Source organism: Rossellomorea aquimaris (assembly GCF_003315075.1).
Taxonomy (GTDB): domain Bacteria; phylum Bacillota; class Bacilli; order Bacillales; family Bacillaceae_B; genus Rossellomorea; species Rossellomorea aquimaris_C.
In genome coordinates this window covers 1-23,305 of sequence record NZ_QNRJ01000033.1, presented here as the reverse complement: position 1 = coordinate 23,305, position 23,305 = coordinate 1, and the positions used below count along the sequence as shown (strand labels likewise).

Below are 23,305 nucleotides of genomic sequence, written 5' to 3'. Positions count from 1 at the left end.
GTGTTTGTCAAGAGCGATTGCGGCGACCAAGAACCTTACTTTGGGGTTAAAGATAGTGCCCTTTACAACTTTTCATAAGTTTTTTGACACTACCATGATAAGTCTATTTGTTCATCCCTTTCTTCAGAATCCGGATTGTACGGATTAATATGAATGAACACATCATTCACATTGGATTCTTCGAGAAGTTTCTTCTTGACCTGCTTCCCGACGCGATGACCATCCTCGACTGTCATATGCGGATCTACGCTGATTTTCAAATCAATGATAACGTAATGCCCATGTTCCCTGGCATGGAGTTCATTGATTTCCTTCACTTCAGGTACAGAGTCCACCATTTTACGAAAGGGTACGATATCCTCCTCGTGCATGACGTGATCCAGCGTATTATGTATGGATTCAGCTCCCAAGTGCCAGGCCATCCTGAGGACAAGTAGTGAAACAAAGATACCGGCTACCGGATCTGCATATACAAGAAAATCAATATCGAATTTCCCTCCAAGGATGGATGCGGAAATCCCGACGAGTGCGGCAATGGATGAAAAGACGTCTGAACGATGCTCGTATGCATTGACGATCAAAGCATCACTCTTTATTCTTTTACCCAATCGATATTTATATTGAAACATTGCTTCCTTCACAATAATGGAAAAGATGACGGCATAGATGGCAATCGCTGTTGGAGGTGTTAAAGGATGAAAGAAAGATTCTATGGACGATTTTCCAATCTCAATCCCTACTAAAAACAATAAGACGGCCACAATGATTGCTGCTATGGATTCTGCCTTCCCATGCCCATAGGGATGATCCTGATCAGGAGGCTGCTTCGCTGCACGTAATCCGATAAAGACGGCGAGAGACCCTGCAACATCCGAGGCGGAGTGAACGGCATCTGCAATCAGCGCTCTACTATTTCCCAATGTACCGGCCCCCCACTTAATGACCGCCAGTACAATATTCCCTACAACCCCAATCATTGCAGCTATTTCAGCTTTTCTAAAACGGTCTTCATGATTCAAGAGGTTCCGCCTCCTTTCAACTATTAGTATTGTAACCCAATACCGTAAAAAAACAAAAAAAGACAGGCCCGGGGAGAAACTCTCCCCGGACCCATTCATACTCTTATACTTGTGGTTCGTCTGACCACGCCTTCTTTTCTTTTACGGTTTTGATCGTACCATTTTTCTTCAGTTCTTTCTTCTTCAACACCAGCCATACTTGAGAGGCAATGAATACGGAAGAATACGTACCTGAAATCAACCCGACCAATAAGGCAATGGAGAAGTTACGAATCGACTCACTACCAAAGATCATAAGAGCCAGAACCGTAAACACCACCGTTAATACGGTATTCACCGAACGCCCCATCGTTTGTCTGATACTTTGGTTCACGACATCTTCAATATCTTTATCCGTTTTCAGTCGACGCTTCTTATGAAGGTTTTCCCTCAGACGGTCAAAGGTAACGATCGTATCATTTATCGAGTAACCGACAATGGTTAAGACGGCTGCGATAAATGTAAGATCTACCTCGAGTCTTGTTAAACTGAAGAAGGCAATGATAAAGAATGCATCATGCAGGAGTGCAAGAATCGCACCGGCTGCCATTCTCCATTCAAAGCGGAATGTCACATAGATGACAATCCCGATCGATGCGATTGCAATAGCGATCATCGCATTTTTTGCAAGCTCTTTCCCGATAACAGGTGAAACGGTGCTGATGCTTGGTTCAGCTCCGTACAGTTCGTTAAATCGGTCCTTTAATGCGGCGATCTCATCTTTGTTTAAATCTTCCGTATAGCGAACAACGGCAATATTCCCATCGTCCCCTGAGATCACTACATCTTCAGAAGGCAAGTCAAGCTCTTTTAATTCCTCTTGAATTTCTTCTGTCTTTAAGCTTTGATCGGCAAGGATTTCCATACGTGAACCACTCACGAAGTCGATCCCCAGATTCAATCTGAATATAGCCAGGATGATGATTCCCGCCGTAATCAGAATTGCTGATAACCCGAAGAATTTTTTGCGCTGGGCAGCAAAATCAAAGCGATCGAAACGAGTTGGCAGATCCAGCGTATCGTAATTTTCCGCCAGGTCTTTGATTTCGTTTTTGTTCACGCCGAACCAGCCTGGTTTTTTATTAAAGAAACGGCTGTTCACCCACAGTCCAAGTAATAAACGTGAACCCCATACAGCTGTAACGAAGCTTGTCAGGATACTGACAATCAGCATCGTTGCAAATCCTTTTACAGAGCTTGTTCCATATATGAATAGCACCGTTGCTGCAAGGATCGTTGTGACGTTAGCATCCAATATCGTCAAGAACGAAGATTTATTACCCGCTTGGAAGGCTGAACGAATCGGCTTTCCAACGCGCATTTCTTCTTTGATCCGTTCATAGGTGATGATATTGGCATCGACGGCCATACCGACCCCAAGGATTAGGGCTGCAATTCCAGGGAGTGTCAGGACCCCATTCATTAAATCGAAAATCAATAGAATCAAGTAAATATAAACTGAAAGTGTAATCGTAGCAATCAGGCCAGGGAAACGGTAATACGCAATCATGAATAAGAAGATGATCGCAATCCCGATGATACCGGCAGTCACTGTCTTATCAAGAGCCTGTTGACCGAACTTTGCCCCGACAGAAGTTGAATATTTTTCATCCAGCTTTACAGGGAGCGCTCCTGCATTCAATAAGGAAGCAAGATTCTGAGCACGCTCAACGGTGAAATTCCCTTCAATGATGACTTCATCAGAGTTGATCGGCTGTCTTACAGCGGGATCCGACAGGAATTTCGGATCTTCTTTCCCTACTTCAGCTTGATAAGAATCTTTTCCTTCCTCGAAATCCAGCCAGATCACCAGCTGATTTTGAGGAGCCATTGCAGATATTTCTTTTGTCAATTCATAGAATTTTTCACGATCTTTTAATTTCAAGGAAACGATTGGATTGTTCTTGTCATCAAAGGTTTGCTTCGCAGACCCGGATGCAAGATCGGAACCATCCAACCGGACTTTATCATTTACGTCGCGGAACGACAGGTTGGCTTGAGTGGACAAGATTTCTCTTGCTTCGTTTTGATCTTCCACTCCAGCTAATTGAACACGGATCCGGTTTCCATCTTCAATTTGAATATTAGGCTCACTGACACCTAATACGTTAATACGCTTGTCCAACGCATCGGCTGTATTGGCAACCGTTTCTTTCGTAATTTCCTGACCCTTTTTAATCGGTTGAACTTCGTAAAGAACCTCAAACCCACCCTGCAGGTCCAAACCTAATTTAATGTTATCGACAATATTCTTCGTTGTTCCTCCCATAGTACCTGCAAGTAATACCACAAGTATAAAGAAGGCAATTATTCGGCCACGCTTTACCATTATGTATAGATCCTCCTTGCCGTTTTAAAAACCATACGAACTATGTGCTTCAAAAAGTAATATAATTCCTGAAATCTTCAATATTCTCATTATCTATGAGAAAGAAAAAGGTGTCAATTTCTTTTCGGGCTATTTTCCGTGCTTATTGGGACGAAGAAGTTCGTTCAACTCATCTTCATTCACATCTGCGAACCAATTGGGAGACCTGAATGCTTCAATCGTTTCAAAGCTCATATACTCTCCGGGTTTAACCGTTAACACATCACTCACTAACTGAAAGAATTTCACATCCGTTTCGGGTTTCTTCCATTTCTTCTTCGTTAAATAGGACCAAAGTCGGCTAACCTCTGCTTTTCCGTAGCCTAGAATTTCAAATTCTTCTACTTTGCTTATCAGTGCCGGTTCTAACGATTCATAGAAACGTTCATAAGGATGCTGATTATTCTTCATTCCCCGTTCACCCCATCTGGGCTAAATATAGCCGGAATTGTTCACTACTTGTCATGCTTTGTCCACCCTTGTGCATATACATCATTGTATACGATAATACCAATTTTGAGAAGGCAGGGAATTTTATGTCAAAATTTCTTAAGGGCACGATGATCTTAATGATGGCAGCCTTTATTACTAGAATATTAGGGTTTGTAAATCGGATCGTCGTCGCAAGATTCATCGGTGAAGAAGGCGTCGGTCTTTTTATGATGGCATTTCCGACCCTGATCCTTGTCATCACCATCACTCAACTGGGCCTTCCTGTAGCCATCTCAAAAAATGTGGCTGAAGCTGAATCCAGGGGGGATATCCGGAAGGTCAAAAAAATATTGGTGGTTTCCTTATCGATCACACTCGGACTTTCCATCATTTTCACCCCGGCTCTCATTCTGCTTGCTCCGTACTTGACCGAAGCATTATTTACTGATGATCGAATCTATTATCCTTTGGTTGCCATCGCTCCGATCATTCCGATTGTAGCGATTTCCTCTGTCATCAGAGGCTATTTCCAGGGAAGACAGAACATGAAGCCTTCTGCTTATTCCCAGGTCATTGAGCAAGTCGTCCGGATTACGTTGATTGCCGTATTAACGAAAACCTTCCTTCCGTATGGGATTGAATATGCAGCCGCCGCTGCCATGGTGGCGTCTGTATTGGGAGAACTCGCTTCTCTTCTCTACCTGTTTGCCAGCTTTAAAATCAAGAAAAAGTTCAAAATCAGACGAAATTTCTTCACCTCGATCCGAAATGGGCGGGAGACGTTTAATGAATTGATGAGTGTGGCCCTGCCTACAACCGGGAGTAGAATGATTGGCTCGATTGCCTGGTTTTTCGAACCGATCGTCGTTGTCAATAGCTTAGCCCTTGCCGGAGTAGCGGCGGGAATGGCAACGAAGCAGTATGGATCCCTTACTGGGTATGCCCTGCCTCTCTTGTTCCTTCCGTCATTCATTACACTCTCATTATCTCAATCTCTAGTACCAGCCATAAGCGAAGCCAATTCTCAAAAGAACTTCACATTAATTGAGCACAGGCTTCAACAGGCACTGAGATTCTGCTTGATAACAGGAGGCATATCCGTCGTCATCCTTTACGTCTATGCCAAGCCTCTCATGCAGGTGATGTACGGAAGCGAAAGTGGGGCAGGTTTCTTAATGATTATGGCCCCTTTCTTTATATTTTATTACTATCAAGGGCCCCTGCAAGCTGTTCTCCAGGCTCTGAACCTGGCGAGGGCTGCCATGATCAACAGCTTGATCGGTGCCGTGGTGAAGACCGGGGTCATCTTCATTCTTGCCTCTCAGCCCGCTTTCGGGATCAACGGGGCCGCTCTCGGGATTGTAACGGGATTCATGCTCGTCACCTTGCTTCATTTCATGACCATCCTTAAATATATCCCGATGACGATTTACTTAAGGGATTACTTAAAGACCGGCTTCGTCCTGATTGCGACAGGATTATGGGCCCATTATTCGTATCTATACTTATTTAGCAATGAAGGCCTCGTATTCCGCTTATTATTTGGAGTCATGTCTTCAACGATTGTCTACCTTCTCCTCTCCATCGGCCTTAGGCTTATCGTGAAACACGACCTTGCACGCATTCCATTCATCCGTCGATTTATCACCATATAATCATCACACATAAAAACACCTTCACATGTTGTGGAGGTGTTTTAGTGTGAACGTTAACCAGTAGACTAATGATTTTTTTCATCAACATAGAATTGCCCATTCTGAAAGCTGCAGAATGAAATCTCCTGTATATTCTTAAAGCCTCTATCCCGCAATTCCTTTCGTAACCAGAAAGCCGTTTTCCCGATCATGTCCAGATGAGTGGTTTGGACCTCTCCATCCAATATCAACGGCAAAGTCAGGGACTGAGACGCTTCCTCTTCATCATCTTTCTTTAATACAGATAATTTTCCTGAAGGTTCCAGGATGGCAAATTCCACATCTGCCAGATTGAAGATATCTTTTTCTCTTAATTGCAGAAGTAAATCATCATAGTTATACCTCTGCTTTTTCATCACCTTATCATCGATTTTCCCTTTATGGATGATAACGGATGGTGTACCATCCAACAGTTCACGAAACGGTTTGGACCTTAGGGAAATCCATGCAAATACGATTTGTATCGTCACAATGACCCCCATTGGAAGCAATGTGTGGATGATGGGGTCCTTAGGTTGTTCAATGGCCATGACAGCCATCTCGGCAATCATGATAAAGACCACTAAGTCGAGTATGCTTAGTTCGCCGATCTCTCTTTTTCCCATGATTCGAAAAATAAAGATGATCAAAAAGTAAAGAAAAAGAGTGCGTATAATGATCAGGAAATATTCCTCCACTGCTTTTCCCCCTCATACATTCGTCCTTTGTAGTATCGACAGATAGAGAAATTTAATGGGAGGAATATTTATCCACCTAAAAATGGCTGAATATATTTGAAATACACATAAATCGTTGAAACAGCAAGGGATATCAACGTCACGGGTACACCAATAAGTAAATATTGATAAAACTTGATATGTACATTCTCTTTTGATGCCAGTCCAGCAATCACAAGATTTGATGAAGAACCAAGCAATGTACCGTTCCCGCCTAAACAGGCACCCAGAGCCAACGACCACCATAACGGATCCATATTGACCATACCGAATTCACCAAATTCCTGGATGACCGGAATCATCGCGGCTACAAATGGAATGTTATCTACAATGGCAGACAATATACCGGTCCCCCACAAAATGACGAATGCCGTTTTCTTCATATCTCCATCCGTCAGCCGCAAAATTTCACGGGCGATTTCATCTATGAAGCCCGCTTCTTCGATCCCTCCCACAAGAAGGAATAAGCCCATAAAGAAAAACAGAGTCCCCCACTCCACCTCTTTTAATATCGTTTCCGGAGGATAAATTTTTTCGAGGAGCAGCATTAACAGAACAGCCCCGGCAAGGGAGACGGTCGTTATATCGAGATGAAACATCGGATATAACGAAAAGCCGGCCAGCACTAATCCAAGCACAACCAGGGACTGAAGGAGCCCCCTGTCTTTCTTTAAATACTCCTCTGCCTTAATTCCTTTGAGGAGTAACTTTCTGTCTTCCTTAACATGGAGGACTTCTTTGTACAGGACACACATGATGAGTAAGGTAACAATATAAACCATCAAAACGACGGGTAATAAATTCTCAATAAATGCATTGAACGTAAAGTGTTTAACCGCCTGACCGATCATCATATTAGGCGGGTCGCCAATTAAAGTCGCCGTTCCACCAATATTACAAGCGAGGATCGTCATGATGAGAAAAGGGATGGGAGGAAGTTCAAGCAGCTTCGTCAGTTTAAAAAGGATCGGTACTAATAACATGGCAATCGTCACGTTAGCCAAAAAGGCAGAGCCAATCGCCGCCAATAAGGAAAATAGGGTAAGAAGAGCCAGTCCATTTCCATTCACCCATTGTGCAAACCGGATGGCAATATACTCGAAGAACCCCGTTTTACTCGTCAACGTCACAATTAACATCATGGAAAACAGCAGGGTGATCGTTTTCCAATCTATATACGTAAACAACGCCTTCTCAATGGGAAAAGCCCCAATTAAAAGCATGGCAACACCGCCTGCCATGGCAGCGAGTACCCGGTTCCATTTCTCGGTTATCAGCAGGATGTATACAGAAACAAACACAATCAATACGATCATCGGAGACATGGTCACTGCCCCTCCTTCTCCAGGAAGTTTCATACTAGTCTATGTGGCTTGACCATAAAAAATTTCTAGTCTTTTTCAAGGGATGGATGAATATGCTTGTACTATCACATGAATAAAATTTAATGAGTTAGAAGGGAGAGGACCATCATCGAGGCGAAAAAAATGGGAGGTGCCGTTCTATACGGGACAACAACCATATTTGTCATAGCGATTGTCGCAAGCTTATTATTCTCTTTGCTGCTTCGGTTTACGGAACTGACTGAAAGCTCCATCACATTATTTGTCACCATCATATCGTTTCTGTCTTTATTTGTTGGCGGATTTATGTCCGGGGGAAAAGGAAAGACAAAAGGGTGGGTTCTCGGAGGATCAACCGGGCTCATTTACACCCTGGTCATCTTCTTATTTCAATACCTCGGCTATGATAGTCTGTTTTCAATGGAGCAGCTTATCTATCACGGCTGCTACATCCTCACAGCGATGATGGGGGGAATCCTCGGGGTAAATATGAGTGGTGGAAAAAGGGACAATTAGTTCCCACACCAAATGAAAAAGGGTCCCTCCCAAAGTGCCCAGGCACAATGATGAGGAACCCTTTTTTATTATACTTGATCTGCTCTCACTACTTCTCTGATCGCATTACGATCATATGTAAGACGACTGCCGTCACCACACAGAATGACTATTTTTCCTTCTTCGATCGCATCGATGGCACCGTGCAATCCACCGATCGTGATGATTCTATCACCCTTGGCAAGCTCATTTTGCATTTTTGAAATGGCTTTTTGACGCTTCTGCTGAGGACGGATCAGTAAAAAGTAAAACAGAACGAACATTAATACTAAAGGTAAAATTGTTCCTAAACTTCCTCCCATTCTTTTCCCCTCCTTTCAACTATCTATTTATGATTTAGCTTTAGAAGTTTTTCGCATCAGGCCGGTTGAATCCGTATTGCTCGAAAAATTCTTCTCTAAAGTCTCCCAGACGATCTTCACGAATCGCTTGTCTGACTTGCTCCATTAATTTTAACAGAAAATGAAGGTTATGATAAGTCGTAAGGCGAATTCCGAACGTTTCGTCACATTTAATTAAATGACGGATATACGCACGGCTATAATTTTTACATGTATAGCAATCGCAATTCTCATCGATCGGTCTGAAATCCCTTGCGAATTTAGCGTTTTTCACAACCAGGCGGCCTTCACTTGTCATCAGGGTCCCGTTACGGGCGATACGGGTTGGAAGGACACAATCGAACATGTCAATTCCGCGCATCGAACCATCGATCAGTGAATCCGGAGATCCAACCCCCATCAGGTAACGAGGTTTATCAGATGGCAGGTGAGGCGTCGTGAAATCCAGTACCCGGTTCATAACGTCCTTCGGCTCCCCGACAGAAAGGCCTCCCACAGCATAGCCGGGGAAATCCATGGATACAAGGTCACGGGCACTTTGCTTACGAAGCTCTTCGTACTCCCCGCCTTGGACGATCCCGAATAGCCCTTGATCCTGCGGTCGCTCGTGAGCTTCCAGACAGCGTTCTGCCCAGCGGGATGTACGCTCTACAGAACTCTTCATATATTCATATTCAGCAGGATACGGTGGACATTCATCGAAAGCCATCATGATATCCGAGCCCAATGCGTTCTGAATCTCCATCGCTTTCTCCGGACTGAGGAAGAGTTTGTCTCCGTTCAGATGATGACGGAAATGGACTCCTTCTTCTTCGATCTGGCGAAGCTTACTCAAACTGAACACCTGGAAGCCGCCTGAATCGGTAAGGATGGCACGGTCCCAGTTCATAAATTTATGAAGGCCGCCCGCTTCTCTTATGATTTCATGTCCAGGTCGTAACCATAGATGATAGGTATTACTTAAGATGATGCCGGAATCCATTGATTTTAAGTCCTCTGGAGACATGGTCTTTACTGTGGCCATGGTTCCTACGGGCATGAAGGCAGGCGTTTCGAATGAACCGTGTGGTGTATGGACACGCCCCAGTCTCGCTCCCGTTTGTTTACATGTTTTGATTAATTCATATCTAATTGCAGTCAACGTGCGAATTCTCCTTCCACTTTCCATAAAGGGGTAAATAGTTTGTTCAATCAGCGTATTACTTAATAAACATCGCATCTCCAAAGCTGAAGAAGCGGTATTGTTCTTTTACGGCCGTTTCATAGGCATGCATCACGTTTTCCTGTCCCGCAAAGGCACTGACGAGCATGATCAGGGTTGATTTCGGAAGATGGAAATTGGTAATCAATCCATCGATTCCTTTAAACTCATATCCGGGATAAATGAAAATATTGGTCCAGCCATTTTCTTCTACAAAGGTTCCGTGTTTTGAAGCAATGGTTTCGAGGGTTCGTGTCGACGTTGTTCCGACTGTTACGATACGGCCTCCCTTTGCTTTCACATCGTTCAAAAGACGGGCAGTTCCTTCAGATACCTGATAGAACTCAGCATGCATATCATGTTCCTCGATCGTATCGACGGAAACCGGTCTGAACGTACCCAGCCCCACATGAAGGGTAATAAACGCAATATGTACACCCTTTGCTTTCAGTTCTTCCAGCAGTTCTTCCGTAAAGTGGAGACCGGCCGTCGGAGCTGCCGCTGATCCTCTTTCCCTTGCAAATACGGTTTGGTAGCGGTCCTGTTCTTCCAACCGCTCGCGAATATATGGAGGCAGGGGCATTTCTCCCAGTTCATCAAGAACCTCGTAGAAGATCCCTTCGTAATGGAATTCAAGAATTCTTCCCCCATGCTCTTTTAAACCCACACAGGTTGCTTTTAACTTTCCGTCTCCAAAGACGATCTCCGTACCTACGCGAATTCGTTTCGCAGGCTTTACAAGCGTCTCCCACTGGTCTCCATCCTCTTGTTTCAAAAGAAGCACTTCAATATTGGCACCCGTATCTTCTTTTTGTCCAAAAAGACGTGCCGGTAGTACTCTTGTGTCATTTAAAACGAGGCAATCCCCTTCGTGAAGGTAATCCACGATATTTTTAAAATGGAGATGATCCATGGATCCATCCTTTTTATCCAACATCATCAGTTTACTCTCGGAACGATTCTCCAGAGGAGTCTGGGCAATCAGTTCTTCCGGTAAATGAAAATCAAAATCTTCTACTTTCACAATTTGTCACCTAGCTTATTTAAATCTCACCCATGATTCCTATTTAAATCGCCCAATTAAATAAAAGACAACGGAAAGTATAACACTTAACAGAATAGAAGTCATAAGTGGAAAATAAAATGTTGTATTTTCTTTTTTAATCATAATGTCTCCAGGAAGCTTACCTATTTTGATAAATTGCATCAGGAATCCGATAATTAGAATGATTCCACCTATAATCATTAGTAGCTTAGGCAATCCCGTCAATTGTCTGGCACCTCCAACTGGAAATGTTCATACACAAGATGAGTGACGATCCTCCCTCTTGGAGTCCGTTGAATAAATCCGATTTGCAAGAGGTACGGCTCGTATACATCTTCAATCGTGTGGGACTCTTCCCCGATACTCGCGGCGATTGTATCAAGTCCTACCGGCCCGCCTCTAAAACGCTCGATGATGCCCTTAAGAAGTTTATGGTCGATATGATCAAGGCCCAGTTTGTCAACTTGAAGAAGCTCGAGGGCTTCCCTTGAAAGGTTGGTCGTAATTTCCCCATTGCCCTTCACCTGAGCAAAATCCCTCACCCTTCGGAGTAACCGGTTGGCGATACGTGGGGTCCCCCTTGACCTCTTGGCCAATTCTTCAGATGCAGTCGCTTCGATCTTTGTATGTAAGATCGCGGCTGTCCGCTGAACAATTTCATTCAACTGTTCCTCATTATAATATTCCAAACGGCATAAAACTCCAAATCGGTCACGGAGAGGGGCTGATAATGCACCGGCGCGGGTCGTCGCTCCCACGAGTGTGAAAGGCGGAAGGTCTAAACGAACGGACCGGGCACTCGGACCGTTCCCTATGACAATGTCCAGACAAAAGTCTTCCATTGCCGGATAAAGGACCTCTTCGATCGCCCGTGGCAAACGATGGATTTCATCGATGAACAACACATCACCGGGCTCCAGTGCCGTCAGGACGGCAGCTAAATCTCCCGGTCTCTCAATAGCAGGGCCGGATGTGGTGCGCATGTTTACGCCCATTTCATTTGCAATGACAGCAGCGAGGGTTGTTTTCCCCAATCCTGGTGGGCCGTAAAGAAGAACATGATCCAGGGTTTCCTGACGCATCTTTGCCGCTTCAATGAAAACCTCCAGATTATGCTTTACTTTATCTTGCCCAATATATTGTTTTATTGTCTGAGGACGCAAGGAATATTCAAAGGAATCTTCATTTAACTCTGATTCGCCTGATACGATTCTTTCTTCCATCCAGACTTCCTCCCTTCATGGAATCCACTTATTTCAATAGGAGCTGAAGAGCTTTCCTGATGATTTCGTCTGATGTATGCCCTTCTCCTTTTAACTTAGGAGTGATTTTCTTGATTTCACGTTCAGAATAGCCCAGGGCTTTAAGAGCAAGAATCGCTTCATCAAATGCCTCATCCTTCCCTGAGGACACTTCTGCCTCCTCTGGATCCGAGAATAAACTTGGAAAATAATCAGGCACAACATCCTGAAGCTTCCCTTTTAAGTCCAGGATCATCTGACGTGCTGTCTTCTTACCCACACCGGGAAACTTCGTCAGGAAACTCTCATTCTCTTCTTCAATGGCGGTGATTACCTGCTGGGGGGCACCCGAGGCCAAAATCGCTAAAGCTCCTTTGGGACCAATTCCTGAAACGTTTAATAGTTTCATAAATAACAATTTTTCTTCCATTGCCAGAAAGCCATAAAGGGCAATAAGGTCTTCACGCACATGCTGATATGTAAAAATCTGAATCTCTTGATTTTGATATTTAGAATAAACAAACGGATTCGCCGTATACAACTGATACCCGATCCCGTTATTCTCCACCACTACATACTCGGGACCCACTTGAGTCACTGTCCCTTTTATATATTCATACATTACATTCTCTCCTTGTTCCCACTATCACTATTTATCAAAGACTCTTTTAGCAAAGATTGTTGTTTTCTAGCATAGAATCTGCCAGGGCTCTGTCAACCAGGTTTATGCTGGATGGTGAGAGGAACTGCTCCGCTTGCAGCTAGCGTTCGGCCGAGCCTCCTCAGCTTAGCCGAACGGGGTCTCGGCACGTCCGTACTTCCGCAGGAGTCTGCGCAGTTCCCCTCACCATCTTAAACAGTATTTTCATGACAGAGCTTCAAGGTGTGCAAGAAAACAATATAACGAAAAAAATCTTCTTTCTTAAAAGGTAAATCAATCTATACTTATCTTAAATGAGATTGTTTGCTAAAATTCTTGTTATTATTGATTTCCATTAAGGATACATGCTTAGAAAGTTGATTGGAGCGGAAGGATGCTCGACTCCTGCGGGAATAGCTGGACAGTCCGAAAAGCGGAAGCGGCTTGCTCAGCCCCGACAAGCATAAGATGAATGGGCCGGGAAGGCGTTCTTTGCCTTCTTGGTCCATTTAGCTTATGACCTCGAGGGGCTAGCCGCTGGAGCTGGACAGGTGAGACCCCACAGGCGCAGCCGAGGAGGCTCACCGCCAGCCCCGCGGAAAGCGAGCATCCTGGAGCGGAAATCAACTATTACTTTCTCCTCTACAATAGCCACAAACTTTACGAATAGAGCCTTATCTAAAGTCTTTCATTTCATGTTCATAAGTCATATAAAACCTATTGTATCATATCACTATTTGAAGTGATGGGAAAGAGAGACAAAAAAGAAACACTTGTTCTAATTTTATCAAATCGTGAAAAGCTTGGGGAGAGGAGAATTCAACGCTAAAAAAACCAGTGGTATCCTCACTGGTTTTTCACTCTTATTTAGGGACGGAGTACGCTTTAAATTGTTCGAGTACCTCTTCATATTCCTGCTTCGACTTAATGGGGATGCCCTTGACTAAATCATCATGCCGTTTACTTTCAAGCTTCTCTACATCAATCTGGAAGAAGGATTGAATAATCTCTGCCTGTCCCGGTTTTCCATTGAAAATGGATAGAACACCATTATCGGATATACCGAAATATCCATTGGTCTTTAGGAGAGGGGATATATCATCCACCCGTTTTTGAAACACGACCTGTTCTTCCGTCATATCCATCAGCTGCCAATCCTCATAAGCAGCCCAGAAGTCTTCCATGCTCCAAATCGTTTCCTGGACGATTTCCTCACTGACCTCACCATCCAGATATACTCTTTCCAGTATCACCGTGATTGTATGGGCGGACGCAACCTCTGCCGGTGTTTCATTCAGCCCGCCTCCATCAGCAGCCTGCTTCTCTTCTGTATAAAAGAATGTGAAGTAAAAAGCACCTATTAACAACATCACCATAAACACGATTCGAACCTTAATCGTCATCGTGATCACCTCGAACTTAAATTATGTAACGCTCTATCCACTAGTCTTGCCAAACCATGCTAAGAATATCCAGTCTGATGTGAATTATTTCAGAGGGACGGACCTCAAGGAGTGATCCCCACTCAAAAAGGTGAACGTTGTAGAACAAAAAAAAGACTACCAAAGAGATTGAACTCTTTAAGTAGTCTCACCCTGCTTATTCATTGATACGGTGCTTTACTGACTTAAACATATCGTGCATATCAAAGTTAATTCCTTCTCTTGGGCCGCCGTCACGTAAATCGTTGTCAATGTTTCTGACCCGACTGAATGTCCCTTCATCGGTCACGACCGAAACGGTTCTTCCATGAAGATATGGCTGTACGGCTTTTTTCACTCTGGTTTTCGTTTCTTCTATCTTGCTATGGTCATCAAGCTCTACAGCAATCAGGACATCAGAACCATAAGCTACCGCACGAACGTCACTTACATTTTCAACTTTTCCTGTGACATCGCCAATTTTCTCAGCGAGGTCACCTTCATAAGCTGTATAATAAGATCTCTTCGCATTTCGCGTATTGTCATCAAGATGACCGTGATAATTCGCATCACCATGGCTCGCACGGCCGTCTTGGGCCATGAAATTCTCGTCATAGTCAGCGAGTGGTCTTGAAGGGTTTTGAGGATTTCCATTTTCATCCTTCACTTGAAGGTAATCTCGTTTCTTATGTCGGATGTCCTGCCCTTCTTTCCCGACAGAGTGATCATACATTTCCGTTAGAGGTCCGTCCCTCTCATCTCCCTTATCTCCTCCGTGGCCTTCGTTTGAATAGAAGCCGAGGGGTTCATAGGAGTCTGTATAGCGATCTTGGGCTTCTTCTTCTCCACTATTACATGCAGCAAGGCCCAATGTCATGACGGCTGTTAATGGTACCATGAATAATCGTTTATTCAATGGTGATTCCTCCTTCAACCCAAACTTTGAGCATATTTTCTGCTCACCATTAGGTTGTGAAAGGGGCTCACCTTTCATTCGGGTCAAAGTTTGGAGACATCCCCTACAATTGGGTATTGATCCTTTTCACTTCTCCATGAAGCTCTTGATTGAATTGCATTCGCTGCGAAAATTGATGAAGGGTTAAATTGATCAAGTAACCCCACACACGCTGCTTATACGATTGATCTTCACGGATGAATCGATTCCACTCCCGAAATACATCCGATGGATACATTAAACCAAGATAAAAGATGAGCTCATCCTCGTATGATTTGAATGGTGTCAGGCGTTTGACATCACTTAGAGACCAATTTAAATAAGGCAGAATCCTGTTGCAAAACTGCAGGTCATCGGTTAACTCTGTAGAAAGTGACATTAAATCAAAGTCAATCATATACACCAACCCGTTCTTTCCTCTTAAGAAGTTATGATGCGCTACATCTCCATGTGTAATGCATTTTCCATACTCAGCGATGTCGATTGATTTTAATTCTTTCAGTGCCCACTTTCCCCATTCTAAATACGTATACAAATAATAAGGTTGAATGAAGGCTTGCAAATAGGGAAGATTATATTGAAACTGCATCATTCTTTTTTTCCATTTTTTCAGCCATTTGTACCGTGGAATTTCAGTTGTCCATGAATGGTTGATCTTTTTCGATACTGAATGAAATCTTTTCAGGACCTTTAAGGCATCTTCCCGATCTTCAGGTTCATCATAACGGATGGCCCGGGACGTTTCTAACCACGTGGTAATACCGATGGGAGAACCTTCAAATAATAATATCTCCCGCTCATGAATAGGATGAAACGGCAGAACGTGATAAAACTTTTCCCTTAACAACGTTGAAATCAGCCGTTCCTGATGTAAGAATCTCAGTTGATTTGGAAATCGTTTCACAAACCACTTTCTTCCATTGCTTTTGAGCTTCCATTTTCCTTCTTTTAACATTTTAAGGGAGGCTCCGGGATCGTTTAACTTAGATTGTAAATAAGAAAGGAGACGATGTGAATAATCGTCCCCTCGTACATGCATGTTAGCCCTCAAAGTCATCGTCATTGAAGTTCGGCATGGAAAATGCTCTTGGACCAAACATTCCTTGAGGTCCCATCGGCATGCCCATCCCCTGACCTTGGGGTCCCATCGGCATTCCTTGACCAGGCATTCCTTGGCCAGGCATTCCCTGCCCCATCATTCCCGGTCCGAAGCCGTATGGTTGTTGCTGCATTCCTTGAGGCATTTGTTGTTGCATCTGCTGTTGCATCATTGGATGATGCATCATCTGCCCATATCCTTGAGGTCCACCGCATCCGCAATCACCTTGGTCGCTTGCTCCCATTACTCCGGACGGCTGACCCATTGGCATCTGACCACCCATTTGGGCTCCCATCACTCCGGACGGCTGGCCCATCGGCATCTGACCACCCATTTGGGCTCCCATCACTCCTGAGGGCTGGCCCATCGGCATTTGTTGTCCATACATCGAAGAAGGAGACTCTTCTGACATTGCTCCCTGAACTTGACCTCCTGGCCCCATTGGATAACCGCCTGGCATTCCACCCTGGAATCCCGGTCCCGGCATGACAGGAGAGACTGGATAGCAGTTCTGAGGATACATCATGGCCGGTGATACCTGTTGTGGCATTTGAACGGATGGATAGCCATTTTCATCTGACACACCCATTACTCCGGACGGCTGACCCATTGGTTGTTGCATTGGCATTTGCATCGGCTGCTGCATTGGCATTTGCATCGGCATTTGACCATGCGGCATGTATGGCATGACAGATGAAGACTCTTCTTCATGCATTTGCGGCATCATTGGCATCTGCTGCATTCCAGGCATCATGGAAGCACCCTGAACCCCGCTTCCAGGTCCCATTGGCATTCCTTGACCCATCGGCATTCCATATCCTCCTGGCTGCATTCCCCATCCATGTGGTGGACAGAAACCTGATCCTGGCATTACCGGTGATACGGGTACGCAATTATTTGGGTTAAACATAGGCTGGGTGTTCCCTCCTTGTGGTTGAGATGGCATTTGTAAGCTTTCTTCTTCTTGAATACCTTGAACGGCTTCTTGTTTCGGTTTTGGCTTTGGCTGTTCTTTTGCTTTTGGAAGTACATTAGTAGGTTTAGGCGGCGTTTGAGGTTTTGGTTTTGGCTTTGCTTGCTGCTTTGGTTGCTGCATTGGTTGTTGCATTTGCATATTCGCCATATTCATCATGTAGTAGTTGTTAATATCAATTTCCGGCACTACTGGTTGAGGCATTTTAGGTGCAAATGGCTTTTGTACTTCTTTCGGCTTTTCTTTCTTTGGCTCTTCGACTGGCATGGCCATAGGCTTTTGCTCTTTGAACGGATGCTCTGCTTTAGGCATCTCCTTCTTTGGCATTTCCTTGGAACCGTATTTGATCTGTGTCTCTTTCTTTACGGATCCGCCTGTAGTCGGCACTTTAATTTTCATGCCAGGCATGATCATGTCAGGGTTTGATAGCTGGGCATTCATCTGTTTTAACTCTTCGAAATTCACGCCATACTTCTTGGCGATCTTCCATAGAGTATCCCCTTTTTGAACAATATGGATTTTCACTCTTTTTCCCTCCTCAGGCATAAGTCTATATATCCTATGAAAAGATAGGCAAATTGCTAATCATCTACATAAAAACTTATGAGTGATTCAAAAAAAATATACCGTCCCAGGCGATGGGAAGGTATATTTCGGCTTGGCCGTTATTATTATTCAGCTTCATTAAGCACGGGCTAACATGCGTTCTAAAGCGAAAATCGAATTTCTTGAAGTATCTTCATCCACTTTAATGATATTTTCTGGCTTTTCCTCCATAATCTTTTCCAAGGACCATACTAAATGGGGTAAATCGATGCGATTCATCGTTAAACAGGGACACATATATGGATTCAGGGAAACAATTGTCTTATCGGGATGTTGATTGATCAATCGTTTCACGAGATTCATTTCTGTTCCAATCGCCCAGGAAGATCCTGGAGCCGACTGGCCGATCGTTTCTATAATATATTTCGTGCTTCCATTATAATCTGATTTTTCCACCACTTCACGGCGACATTCAGGATGAACGATGATCTTCATGTCAGGGTGATTCTTCCGGATTTCCTCAATATTCTTCTCTGTGAAATTTTCATGTACGGAACAGTGGCCCTTCCATAGGATCACTTTCACACCATCAAGGTCTCCTTCATGGACCAGCTCGTTTCTAATCGGATCCCAGACAGCCATTTCACTTAAAGCAACACCAAGATCAGCCGCGGTGTTACGTCCTAAGTGTTGATCAGGCAAGAAGAGAATCCGTTCCTTCTGCCCTAATGCCCATTTGACCATTTTATGTGCATTCGATGACGTAACCGTAGCTCCTCCATTCTTTCCAACAAAGCTTTTGATTGCTGCGGTGGAATTGACATATGTGAGGGGAATGATTGTATCACCGAATTGCTCCGTCAGGTTGATCCATGCCTTTTCCGTCTGATAAATATCTGCCATATCTGCCATGGAACACCCCGCCCTCATGTCGGGTAGGATGACAACTTGATTTTCATCCGTTAGAATATCTGCCGTTTCGGCCATAAAATGGACACCGCAAAACACAATGTATTCCGCTTCTTTATTTTGAGCGGATATTTGGGCAAGTTGAAGAGAATCCCCGACGGCATCAGCAAATTGGATCACTTCATCTTTTTGATAATGATGCCCTGGAATAAAGAGCTTCTTTCCTAATTGGAACTTAATTTCCCTCACTCTGTTTTCCATTTCTTCCGTTGTGAGGTTTGTAATCGATTCAGGCAAAACACCCGTTTCTTTTGTTAATTCATCCAGCAACCCCATATTCATACCCCTTTCGCTATTCTTACTCTTGCGCTGATATCAAGTGATTTCACCGAATGTGTCAAGTACCCGAGGGAGATATAATGAATCCCTGTTTCTGCATAAGCACTGAGACTTTCCCTCGTGATCCCACCCGATGCTTCCGTCACGATATGAGAGGGAACAAGGGAGATCCACTCCCGGATCGCCTCTGGACTACAGTTATCGAACATAATGACATCTGCTCCGCTTTCGATCGCTTCCACTAATTGCTCCCTTGTTTCGATTTCCACTTCCACCTTCACCATATGACCAATGTGACTTTTTACCGTTTTCACAGCATTTGTAATCGATCCCGCAAATGAAATGTGATTATCTTTCAGCATGACGGCATCATAAAGGCCATTTCTGTGATTGAATCCTCCTCCGGTCCTGACAGCATACTTCTCAAGCATCCGTAATCCGGGGGTTGTTTTCCGTGTATCACATAATCGAACTCCACTGCCTTTCACCTGCTGTACGGCTCGATGGGTTTCGGTGGCAATGCCGCTCATGCGCTGAATCAAATTAAGGACAACTCGTTCAGCCTGGAGAAGATCCCTCATAGGACCTCTGATTTCAGCAATCAATTGTCCCGTTTCGACCCTTTCTCCATCTTCAATGAACACACTTGCTTGGATCGATGGATGGAAGAGCCCGAACCCAACCTCGATCACATCTTTCCCACAGAATATTCCGTTCTCTTTCATCAGGAATGAAAAAGCTCCTTCTTCGTCTTGAGAAAACAGGATTTCAGAAGAGAGATCTCCATCACCCAGATCTTCACGGTAAAACTCTTCAAGCATAGATTTTAGTTTCATTTTGTTCATGATATTCCACCCTCAATCTACCATCATTGTTTTGTAAAACCATTTTCCGTTTAAACCATTGATCATGATCTTCATGAGGGAAGTCTGATCGAATATGACCTCCCCTGCTTTCCTTCCGTAATAAAGCGGACTCGGTCACGAGCAGGCTTACGATCCACATGAAATACATGTGAATTTCTTCACGTGAATTAAAATCAAGAAGCTCATGGAATGTCAGTGGCTGTGCCTTTAACCAATTCAAATGAGCGAGGAGCCCATCTTCCTCCCGAATGATCCCGACACGATTCATCATGCCTTCTTTTATATCAGCAGATTGAAAGGGGATATTAAGGGACTGCCCCTCTTTGATCTGGTCGGATGTAGAGTGGAATTGAGGTGAGCGGCTGACTCCCTTCTGAATAAGAAATTTGCCCAGGCGGTCACCGTATACCAATCCTTCTAATAATGAGTTGCTTGCCAGTCGATTGGCCCCGTGAATGCCGGTGCAGGCAACTTCCCCGATGGCATATAACCCGGGGATATTCGTTCTCCCCGCATGATCGGTTACGACCCCTCCCATCATAAAGTGACATCCCGGGGAAACAGGGATCATCCCGTCCTCGATGGAAATGTTATGTTTCAAGCAAAGAGCGGAGATGGAAGGGAATTTCGCCTGGAAATCTTCTATTCTACTTATATCCAGATACACGTTCCTTCCCATTTGCCGCTCCTTATAAATACGTTCAGCGACAATATGCCGGGGGGCAAGTTCAAGTTGGGGATCGACTCCCTCCATGATCCTTTCCCCCTTATCATTTAACAGAAGGGCGCCTTCCCCTCTTACGGCCTCTGAGATAAGACCGCATGTTTTCCCGTCCTGCCAAAGGAGGGTCGGATGAAACTGAATAAATTCCATATCTGACAGCTTTGCCCCTGCAAGAAAGGCAAGCGCCATTCCATCTCCCGTCACAGCTGGATGATTGGATGTAGAGGAATATAACCCGCCGATTCCTCCTGTGGCGAGAACGACATGGGCAGCATAGTAATAGCGGATTGAATCACTCTTATCCTTCGTTTTCACCCCACAGCAATGGCCCTTGTCATCTTTTACAAGTTCGTAAACCATTTCCCCTTTAATGAATTCGACCTTTTTCTTTGAAAGGGATTTCAATAAATACTTCACTAAATATTTCCCTGTTTGATCTCCACCACTATGCAGGATGCGGTGTGCACTATGTGCCCCCTCCATCCCCAGAGAAAGACTTCCATCCTCTTTTCGATCGAAGGGTGCTCCTTCATCCACCAGTGATTGTACGATTTTCTTTCCATCTGTTATGAGTTGATTCACACCGTCTTCATCCTGGTGATAGCGTCCTGCTTCCAATGTATCTTTAAAATGAGCATTTACAGAATCCTTCAGTCCTAAAGGTGCCGCAATTCCGCCTTGAGCGAGGTAAGAGTTACCACTATTGATTTTATCCTTTGTGATAATCCTCACATAAAAATGATGTTGAAGCTGACGTGCCAATTGCAAGGCGGCAATGCCACTTCCTACGATGATAATATCGGTTTTTTTCATCAAAAATCCTCCTGATTATTTACAGGTGTCTTGACACATATATTTACACATATTTAAACTAATGACAAGAGTTTTTTACAAGACTCTTATATTCAGACTATTTCAAAGGCAGGTTACATGATGAACTATTTTGATTACGCCGCTACAACCCCTATAGATCCTGAAAGCTTACATGTGGTTCAATCAGTCAGTGAGGAATTCTGGGGAAATCCGAGCAGTCTTCATGACATTGGCGGAAAAGCCCAGCTTCTACTGACTAAATGCAGAGAAAAATTGGCGGGAATGCTTGTGGTCCCATCTAAAGGAATATACTTTACTTCCGGTGGGACAGAAGGTAATCATTTAGCCCTTGTCACAATCGCACTAAGCAGACAAGAGAAAGGAAAACACATCATCCTGGGTGGTGCAGAACATTCATCCCTGCATTCCTCAGCGGCTTTTCTTGAGCAATTTGGCTTTACCGTTACGAAAATCCCTTTCACCTCTCAAGGATTGATCGACCTTCAAAAATTAGAAGAATCGATTTCAGAAGACACGACCCTTGTCAGCACCGGACACGTCAACGGAGAAATCGGTACGATCCAGCCACTGCACGACATTAAGAATCTATTGAAAAACCGTAACATTTTACTGCACAGCGATATGGTTCAATCCTTCGGGAAAATGGACCTCACGGAATTCACTTCCATCGTCGACAGCTTCACACTCTCTTCTCATAAAATTTATGGACCAAAGGGAGTCGGCGCTCTTTATATCAATCCTTCCCTGGACGTATCCCCCATGATCCCGGGACAGACTCATGAAGACGGCTTCAGGGGAGGAACGGTGAATCTGCCCGGGATAGCGGGATTCGTGACAGCCGCAGGTATGTGTCACGAATCCTTTTCAACACCGCATTTCAGTCGGTTGAGAGCACATTTCTTATCACGATTAGAAGAACAACTGTCGGGCACTTACACCCTCTATGAAGGGCCTGCACCTGCTCAGCTGCCGCATGTTGTCGGACTTGGGATTCACGGCCTGGAGGGTCAATGGCTCATGCTCGAATGCAACAGGCGTGGTATGGGCATTTCCACAGGCAGTGCGTGCGCGGCAGGATCACAGGATATGTCTAAGACATTGACCAGTATGGGAGTCGGGCAAAGAGCCGGAAAAGAATTCATCCGGATTTCATTCGGAAGAGATACGAGGGAAGAACATGTAGAAGCATTGGTAGAAACTTTTTCTGAAATCCACGCGGCTCACGTATCTTCCTTAACTTGAAGAACGAGTTGTGGTATGATTTCCTATATAAAATGGGGGACGGAGGAGATACCTTTGGCAGGAAAAAAGATCCTTGGGGATGAGAGAAGACAATGGATCCTCGATAAATTAATCACAAAACAAGCTCCTGTAACAGGTGGAGATCTCGCTAAACAGACCAATGTCAGTCGTCAAGTCATCGTAAGTGACATCACATTGCTGAAAGCAAAAGGAGAACCCATCATTGCAACCAGTCAAGGCTATCTGTACATGCCAGCTTCCAATCAGGAAACGCTGATTGAACGCACGGTTGCCTGTCAGCACACGCCTGAACGATCAGAAGAAGAACTATTCTTACTTGTCGATCACGGCGTAACGGTTAAAGATGTGAAGATCGAACACGGCGTTTACGGAGATCTGACCGCTTCGATCATGGTTTCAAACCGTAAAGAGGTAGAACAATTCATGAACAAAATTCAGGATACAGGAGCTTCCTTTCTATCGGAACTAACAGACGGAGTTCATTTACATACGCTAATGGCTCCAAATGAAGAAACACTGAAAAAAGCAGAAAATGCCCTTCAGGAAGCAGGGTTTTTAATTCAGTCTTAATAAAAGGCTCTTTTCGCAAAGATTGTTGTTTTCTAACAGAGAGTCTGACAGGGCTCTGTCAACCAGGTTTATGCTGAATGGTGAGGGGAACTGCTCCGCTTGCAGCTAGCGTTCGGCCGAGCCTCCTCAGCTTAGCCGAACGGGGTCTCGGCACGCCCGTACTTCCGCAGGA

The 23,305-nt window shown here is 44.4% G+C and carries 22 protein-coding genes; 4 read left to right on the top strand and 18 right to left on the bottom strand.

The genetic code is table 11. The annotated features are described in order from the left end of the window. Window positions 1-89: 89 nt before the first annotated feature. The 3 genes from DET59_RS20705 to DET59_RS20695 form a co-directional block, all read right to left on the bottom strand. The gene (locus DET59_RS20705) at window positions 90-977 is read right to left on the bottom strand and encodes a cation diffusion facilitator family transporter (RefSeq protein ID WP_258549759.1); all 888 of its coding nucleotides are present in this window, start codon (window positions 975-977) and stop codon (window positions 90-92) included. A gap of 145 nt (window positions 978-1,122) precedes the next feature. Continuing rightward, window positions 1,123-3,387 carry a protein translocase subunit SecDF gene (secDF, locus tag DET59_RS20700; RefSeq protein ID WP_113971492.1) on the bottom strand — a complete coding sequence of 755 codons (2,265 nt, stop codon included), beginning with the start codon at window positions 3,385-3,387 and terminating at the stop codon, window positions 1,123-1,125. Window positions 3,388-3,516: 129 nt separating this feature from the next. After that, window positions 3,517-3,837, bottom strand: coding sequence for a post-transcriptional regulator (locus DET59_RS20695; protein WP_113971491.1), 321 nt, complete (start codon window positions 3,835-3,837; stop codon window positions 3,517-3,519). Between the two features lie 125 nt (window positions 3,838-3,962). Here DET59_RS20695 and spoVB point away from each other — a divergent pair, with 125 nt between their 5' ends. Beyond that, the gene (gene spoVB, locus DET59_RS20690; protein ID WP_113971490.1) at window positions 3,963-5,513 is read left to right on the top strand and encodes a stage V sporulation protein B; all 1,551 of its coding nucleotides are present in this window, start codon (window positions 3,963-3,965) and stop codon (window positions 5,511-5,513) included. Window positions 5,514-5,578: 65 nt separating this feature from the next. Here the strand turns inward: spoVB and DET59_RS20685 are convergent, their stop codons facing one another. Together DET59_RS20685 and DET59_RS20680 are read right to left on the bottom strand one after the other, a co-directional pair. After that, window positions 5,579-6,229: a DUF421 domain-containing protein gene (locus DET59_RS20685; protein ID WP_258549758.1), complete on the bottom strand. Its 651-nt coding sequence runs from the start codon at window positions 6,227-6,229 to the stop codon at window positions 5,579-5,581. A gap of 68 nt (window positions 6,230-6,297) precedes the next feature. Further along, window positions 6,298-7,593, bottom strand: a complete 1,296-nt coding sequence (locus tag DET59_RS20680; protein ID WP_113971489.1) for an ArsB/NhaD family transporter — start codon at window positions 7,591-7,593, stop codon at window positions 6,298-6,300. 162 nt (window positions 7,594-7,755) lie between these two features. Between DET59_RS20680 and DET59_RS20675 the strand changes: the two genes are divergently transcribed. Further along, window positions 7,756-8,127, top strand: a complete 372-nt coding sequence (locus tag DET59_RS20675) for a TIGR04086 family membrane protein (RefSeq protein WP_044339680.1) — start codon at window positions 7,756-7,758, stop codon at window positions 8,125-8,127. 68 nt (window positions 8,128-8,195) lie between these two features. Here DET59_RS20675 and yajC read toward each other — a convergent pair whose 3' ends face one another. The 13 genes from yajC to nadB all read right to left on the bottom strand — a co-directional run bounded on the left by yajC (window position 8,196) and on the right by nadB (window position 21,279). After that, window positions 8,196-8,468, bottom strand: a complete 273-nt coding sequence (gene yajC / locus DET59_RS20670) for a preprotein translocase subunit YajC (protein WP_113971488.1) — start codon at window positions 8,466-8,468, stop codon at window positions 8,196-8,198. A 40-nt stretch (window positions 8,469-8,508) separates the two neighbouring features. After that, the gene (gene tgt / locus DET59_RS20665) at window positions 8,509-9,675 is read right to left on the bottom strand and encodes a tRNA guanosine(34) transglycosylase Tgt (RefSeq protein ID WP_181778265.1); all 1,167 of its coding nucleotides are present in this window, start codon (window positions 9,673-9,675) and stop codon (window positions 8,509-8,511) included. A gap of 31 nt (window positions 9,676-9,706) precedes the next feature. Then, complete coding sequence (queA, locus tag DET59_RS20660; protein ID WP_113971486.1) at window positions 9,707-10,732, bottom strand: tRNA preQ1(34) S-adenosylmethionine ribosyltransferase-isomerase QueA; 1,026 nt, start codon at window positions 10,730-10,732, stop codon at window positions 9,707-9,709. 39 nt (window positions 10,733-10,771) lie between these two features. Continuing rightward, window positions 10,772-10,978, bottom strand: coding sequence for a DUF2905 domain-containing protein (locus DET59_RS20655; protein WP_113971485.1), 207 nt, complete (start codon window positions 10,976-10,978; stop codon window positions 10,772-10,774). Beyond that, window positions 10,975-11,976, bottom strand: coding sequence for a Holliday junction branch migration DNA helicase RuvB (gene ruvB / locus DET59_RS20650; RefSeq protein WP_113971484.1), 1,002 nt, complete (start codon window positions 11,974-11,976; stop codon window positions 10,975-10,977). Before ruvB ends, DET59_RS20655 begins: the two co-directional genes overlap by 4 nt. A 28-nt stretch (window positions 11,977-12,004) precedes the next feature. Then, the gene (ruvA, locus tag DET59_RS20645) at window positions 12,005-12,616 is read right to left on the bottom strand and encodes a Holliday junction branch migration protein RuvA (RefSeq protein WP_113971483.1); all 612 of its coding nucleotides are present in this window, start codon (window positions 12,614-12,616) and stop codon (window positions 12,005-12,007) included. An 881-nt stretch (window positions 12,617-13,497) separates the two neighbouring features. Further along, the gene (locus DET59_RS20640; RefSeq protein WP_113971482.1) at window positions 13,498-14,037 is read right to left on the bottom strand and encodes an intercompartmental signaling factor BofC; all 540 of its coding nucleotides are present in this window, start codon (window positions 14,035-14,037) and stop codon (window positions 13,498-13,500) included. A 196-nt stretch (window positions 14,038-14,233) separates the two neighbouring features. Continuing rightward, window positions 14,234-14,971, bottom strand: coding sequence for a YhcN/YlaJ family sporulation lipoprotein (locus DET59_RS20635; RefSeq protein WP_113971494.1), 738 nt, complete (start codon window positions 14,969-14,971; stop codon window positions 14,234-14,236). Window positions 14,972-15,074: 103 nt separating this feature from the next. Beyond that, complete coding sequence (locus tag DET59_RS20630; protein ID WP_181778263.1) at window positions 15,075-16,049, bottom strand: phosphotransferase; 975 nt, start codon at window positions 16,047-16,049, stop codon at window positions 15,075-15,077. Window position 16,050: 1 nt separating this feature from the next. After that, window positions 16,051-17,607, bottom strand: coding sequence for a SafA/ExsA family spore coat assembly protein (gene safA / locus DET59_RS20625; protein ID WP_258549757.1), 1,557 nt, complete (start codon window positions 17,605-17,607; stop codon window positions 16,051-16,053). A 159-nt stretch (window positions 17,608-17,766) separates the two neighbouring features. Beyond that, window positions 17,767-18,873: a quinolinate synthase NadA gene (gene nadA / locus DET59_RS20620; protein ID WP_113971479.1), complete on the bottom strand. Its 1,107-nt coding sequence runs from the start codon at window positions 18,871-18,873 to the stop codon at window positions 17,767-17,769. Window positions 18,874-18,875: 2 nt separating this feature from the next. Continuing rightward, window positions 18,876-19,721 (bottom strand): carboxylating nicotinate-nucleotide diphosphorylase, encoded by an 846-nt coding sequence (gene nadC, locus DET59_RS20615; protein ID WP_113971478.1) that lies wholly within the window; start codon window positions 19,719-19,721, stop codon window positions 18,876-18,878. Further along, complete coding sequence (gene nadB, locus DET59_RS20610) at window positions 19,690-21,279, bottom strand: L-aspartate oxidase (RefSeq protein WP_113971477.1); 1,590 nt, start codon at window positions 21,277-21,279, stop codon at window positions 19,690-19,692. The genes nadC and nadB overlap by 32 nt, the downstream gene beginning before the upstream one ends. 120 nt (window positions 21,280-21,399) lie before the next feature. Between nadB and DET59_RS20605 the strand changes: the two genes are divergently transcribed. Together DET59_RS20605 and DET59_RS20600 are read left to right on the top strand one after the other, a co-directional pair. Next, window positions 21,400-22,542, top strand: a complete 1,143-nt coding sequence (locus tag DET59_RS20605) for an IscS subfamily cysteine desulfurase (RefSeq protein ID WP_113971476.1) — start codon at window positions 21,400-21,402, stop codon at window positions 22,540-22,542. A 15-nt stretch (window positions 22,543-22,557) separates the two neighbouring features. Further along, entirely contained in the window at window positions 22,558-23,133 is a 576-nt protein-coding gene (locus tag DET59_RS20600) for a transcription repressor NadR (RefSeq protein ID WP_113971475.1), read from the top strand. The last annotated feature ends 172 nt before the right edge of the window (window positions 23,134-23,305 follow it).